General features: G+C 32.7%; 5 protein-coding genes. 4 read left to right on the top strand and 1 reads right to left on the bottom strand.

Annotated features, from left to right (window positions below):
• Window positions 1-307 precede the first annotated feature (307 nt).
• A complete protein-coding gene (locus AAIE21_RS29070; protein ID WP_343269854.1) occupies window positions 308-544 on the top strand; it encodes a helix-turn-helix domain-containing protein in 237 nt (78 codons plus the stop codon).
• A 324-nt stretch (window positions 545-868) separates the two neighbouring features.
• Here the strand turns inward: AAIE21_RS29070 and AAIE21_RS29745 are convergent, their stop codons facing one another.
• A complete protein-coding gene (locus AAIE21_RS29745; RefSeq protein WP_481858725.1) occupies window positions 869-997 on the bottom strand; it encodes a DUF6366 family protein in 129 nt (42 codons plus the stop codon).
• 161 nt (window positions 998-1,158) lie between these two features.
• Here AAIE21_RS29745 and AAIE21_RS29075 point away from each other — a divergent pair, with 161 nt between their 5' ends.
• From AAIE21_RS29075 to AAIE21_RS29085, 3 genes are all read left to right on the top strand, one after another.
• On the top strand, window positions 1,159-3,111 hold the full coding sequence (locus AAIE21_RS29075) for a bifunctional metallophosphatase/5'-nucleotidase (RefSeq protein WP_343269855.1): 1,953 nt from the start codon (window positions 1,159-1,161) through the stop codon (window positions 3,109-3,111).
• 508 nt (window positions 3,112-3,619) lie between these two features.
• Window positions 3,620-3,754 carry a hypothetical protein gene (locus tag AAIE21_RS29080; protein WP_343269856.1) on the top strand — a complete coding sequence of 45 codons (135 nt, stop codon included), beginning with the start codon at window positions 3,620-3,622 and terminating at the stop codon, window positions 3,752-3,754.
• Between the two features lie 825 nt (window positions 3,755-4,579).
• Window positions 4,580-4,682, top strand: a 103-nt coding sequence (locus tag AAIE21_RS29085) for a helix-turn-helix domain-containing protein (protein WP_343269857.1), incomplete at its 3' end; no start/stop codon positions are given.

The raw sequence follows: 4,682 nt of genomic DNA on the forward strand, positions 1-4,682 counted from the left end.
CTATCTAATTTCACTGTAATACCAACCTTTCTATTTTATAAGACTGATTATATCAGAACAAAAAAATAAAAAGCAAAGTTAAGTGCTTTTTAGCTACGCCAAACCGAAATTCATCTCCCACCTATCGTTGGGCTATCGCCCTGCACACGCTTGAGGAAGGATGATTTTTTCGGATAATTCGTTAAATTCTAAAGCCTTACAAAATAATAAAAAAGACTGGATATGATATTATCCCCTTTAGGTAGACAGTGTAAAAAGACCCTGTACATACATGAGTGGTTACACTATTACTTGGAGGGGATTTTTCATGGCTAAAAAAGGTTCAACATTCAATGCATACTTGGAAGAATTAAAGTTATCAGCTGTTCAAAGTTATTTAAATGGAGAAGGAAGCTACGATATAATAACGGAAAAATATCAGATTAAGAGCTCTACACAACTGAAAAATTGGGTGAAAAAATATAAAGAATGCGGTGAAATTACAGATACACGTGGGAAGAAGAGTGGCATGAAAGGTATTCCAAATCCTTTAAACGAAGCATAATTAGATATCATGATATAAGATTGTACCTATGTCTGTTTGTAGAGTGTGTATCAATGAGTTCATTTAGTTAGCATACACTTTCGTTAATAATGAACAAATTCCTTTTGTATTAATTGAATTAAAAAAGTTAGCAAATAAATATGAGAGAATTACTTACACAAAATCTTAAACATGCATTTATTCAAAATGTAATTAGTTTAGCAAGAAATGAATATCTAAAATAGACGTTTTAAACCTGAATTAAGAAAATTTATTATTCGTTAAAATAACCAGTTATTGTAAGTGTGTTTAATTATTAAAGAATTTTAATAGCCTATGGTCAGTTCATTGACCGTAGGCTATTGCATTTTCGGGAGTAAAATTAAACGATTTTATTATCGGTACACATCTTTTTAGTACTTTTTGTCTTAGTTTTTCTCTTCTTCTTTCAGGTGTTTCTTTGTCTTCACTCACTATCTAGCCCCAATTTTCTATAATTCAGAGGATCAATAATGTATAGGGTTAGAAATACTTGAAATTATCTTATTTTAGTTGAAGTTTTCCGAATAATAAGTTACATTTTTAAAGTTCAAGAAACTTTATGACAATACAAAAAGGGGAGAAACATTGTTATTATGTCAAAAATGAGATGGAAGAATTATGTATGTTATTTTGTTATTTTTATACTGCTTGGAGCAGCAGTAACCGTCAAACCAATTATCTCTAAAGCAGAGGAATCTGATGTTAATATTACATTATTAGGTACTGCAGATATTCATGGTAGGTTTATGCCTTGGGATTATGCGCTTGATGGTGCTAATATGAGTGGAAGTTTAACGCAGCTTTATACGGTTATAAAGAAGGTACGTCAAGAAAATCCAAATACCATATTATTAGATGCTGGAGATACAATTCAAGGAAACTCCGTAGAATTATTTAATGATAAGCCACAGTCTCCAATGATGGTAGCAATGAACGAAATGGGATATGATGCTTGGGCATTTGGAAATCATGAATTCAATTTTGGATTAGATACATTGAAAAAAGTTAGTGAACAATATAAAGGAAAGACATTAGCAGGAAATATTTACAAGGAAAATGGAGAGCGTTTTCTTCCTGCATATACGATAGTTGAAAAAGGTGGTATCAAAGTTGGAGTTATTGGCATGAACACACCAATGATTAGTGATTTTGAAAAAGGAACAGATCATTTGGCAGGTTTAGTGGTGAAAAATCCAGTAGAAGAGACAAAAAAGGTAATTAAAGAATTAGAAGGTAAAGTAGATGTAATGGTAGGGGTTATGCATATGGGACTAGAAAATGAGAATGGCATCCCTGGTACTGGGGTTCAAGATATTGCAAATGCTTGTCCGGAACTAAGCGCTATTTTTGCAGCTCATATGCATAAACTTGTTAAAAAAGAAGTTGTAAATGGTGTTATTATTACAGAACCAGATAAATATGGCACGCATATCTCACGTATTGACCTTACTTTTACAAAACAAGATGGGAAGATGGTATTAAAAGACAAAACAGCTACCGCTTTACCTGTAAAAAATACTGATGGAACAACGATATTATCCGATCCTGAACTTGAAGAAACACTAACACCTTTTCACGAGTATGCGAGAGAGGATGCAAATGTTGTAGTCGCTCAATTAAAGGATAGAAATCTTGTTCCTGAAAATGAAATAAAAGGTATTCCAAGTGTGCAAATTCAAGAGACACCTTTATCAGATTTTTTTCATGAAGTCATGCTTTATTACAGCAAAGCAGATGTAGTAGCACATCAAATTGATAACGATTATGCCCGTTTGGATGTAGGTCCAATTAAGAAAAAAGATATTGCGTATAATTATCAATATGCTTTGGGAGAAATTACAGTATATAAGATAACTGGAAAAGATTTGAAAGACTACATGGAATGGGCGGCGGGGTATTTTAACTCATCTCGTGTCGGAGATGTAACAGTTAGCTTTGATAAAACACGCCGTGCCTCTAAGTACAGTACGAATGATTTCTTTGGAGGCGTGAAATACGAAATTGACTTAACAAAGCCATATGGAAGTAGAATTACAAATTTACGATCTATTCGTACAAATAAACCAATCAAGATGAGCGATGTTATTACTCTAGGAATGAATGCATATAGAATGGAGGCTCTTCAAGCAAAAGGTGGGGCTTTAGAGGGACGTAAGTTTGAACAAATTTGGTCATCTAAACAAGAGAATGCATTTGGCGAAACAGGTGGAACCATTCGTAACCTTGCAATTACATATTTAAAAGAGGTAAAGAATGGTGTATACACGCCAAAAATTATGCATAGTTGGAAAATAACCGGTGTAGACACACATTCTTCAGAGCATAAGGCTGTAGTGAATCTCGTAAATAAAGGAATTTTAGAAATTCCAAAAACAGAAGATGGAAAATATACAAATATAGCATCTATAAATACTGAAGATTCAATTACAAAAGAAGAGATTGTAGCACTCTCTCAAAAAGTTCATATTAATCCAAATCAGTTTAAACATGTAAAAACAAAAGGTGAATTTTACAAAAAACTTAATAGGATTATCAAAAAAATATAGGGAAAAGCTAATAATTAGATTGTATTAGAAAAAGGAAAGAAATAATAATCGACTGTTCCTGTATTCAAAAGCATGGTGACATATGATGTAAGTCGAAAAAAATTTTGTTTGTATGACTGTTTTGATTTGTATTCTAATAGAGATGTTACAGTTTCAAGTTTTGATATATGATATGTTTATCTAAATGCAGATACGTTATTTATACTAACCTGAAGGTGAAATACGCATTGGTTATGTGAAAAATATTATTAAATAGCATAAGAATTCATATTATAAAACCGTAGAAATAATGAATTTCTACGGTTTTTAGTATACTGTAGATGTAGAATCAAGTTTGACTGTTTAATATAAAGTTGTACTGTTTGGAAAATTTTCCTTATTTATAAAAAGCTCAACACTTGATAAAAAAGGAAGTTGTTTTTTATTTGATGAATTATGAAAGTTAATAGAAAAATATGAAGAAACAACATTTTAAAAAAGTCTGATGAAAATAAAGGATTGAATACATATGAAACTTTTAGAGTTTATCTTTATGATTTTACCTATAGCTCTTTCGCCAGGCACAGGTTTTACTCTAGCTGTATCTAGTGTAGCCTGTTCGGGGATTAAAGGATTAAAAAGAATCATTGTAGAACTTCCTTAGGCATATTGACCCATTCAATATTTGCAGGGGTAGGAGTCTCATTAATCATATTAAGTTATCCAATTTTATTAAAAATAGCAACAGTTATTGGTTCATTATTTTTAACTTATCTTTCTATTACTTTAATCATCAAGGCAATTAAACAAATTGAACTACCCCCACTGAACGACCTTGCGGTCTGTTTGAAGTGGGAGATTCCTGCGAACACCGATGTATTCACCAGTTATCTTAGAAGGCTCTGCCCGTAGTTCCTACGGTGAGAACTTAAGTATCTTGTACGTTGACTCACCATGCTTCCTACTTTAGCTTGGTTTTCGCAACTTCGGCAAGCGTGGGCGATAGGACGTTGAAGATTTTACGATTGCAATGATTTTTCTGCAATCAACCTCATATCTTCAATTTTCAAAGAGCAATCTGTGCAAGTATATAGTAGCAAACATGTTGGCTTACGCCAGCCGACATTCATTTCCCACCTATTTGTTGGTGCTATCGCACCTTCACGCAAATTGAGGAGGGAGTCTTCTGTCGGAGAATGATAAAATGAATGCTTCGGATAAAGAAGTGTACATAAAAGATGCTTATTTCTTAAATGTTCTTAACCCTAAAGCTATTTTGCTTTATTTAACAATTGTTCCAGGGTTTATTACGAGTAAAAATAATATACTGTTACAATTTCTGCTTATATCATCTTCTGACAGAAGACTCCTTCTTCAAAAATGTGAAGGTGTGAAACACCAATTTTAGGTGGGAGATGAATGTCGGTAGGCGAAAGCCTACGTTTTTTAGTATACTGTAGTCATTATACTAAAAAGTGAGGTGCAACCCATGTTAGTAAATAAGGCATATAAATTTCGTATCTATCCAAATAAGGAACAGGAAATAATAATTGCTAAAACCATTGGTTGCAGTCGCTTTGTATTTAATCGTT

The organism is Paenibacillus sp. 102 (assembly GCF_039549175.1).
Taxonomy (GTDB): Bacteria; Bacillota; Bacilli; order Bacillales; family Bacillaceae_G; genus Bacillus_A.

What these genes read in the sequence shown, in the direction of transcription:
- AAIE21_RS29070 (WP_343269854.1), top strand. Translation starts at nt 308, where the DNA reads ATGGCTAAAAAAGGTTCAACATTCAATGCATACTTGGAAGAATTAAAG.
- AAIE21_RS29075 (WP_343269855.1), top strand. Translation starts at nt 1,159, where the DNA reads ATGTCAAAAATGAGATGGAAGAATTATGTATGTTATTTTGTTATTTTT.
- AAIE21_RS29080 (WP_343269856.1), top strand. Translation starts at nt 3,620, where the DNA reads ATGAAACTTTTAGAGTTTATCTTTATGATTTTACCTATAGCTCTTTCG.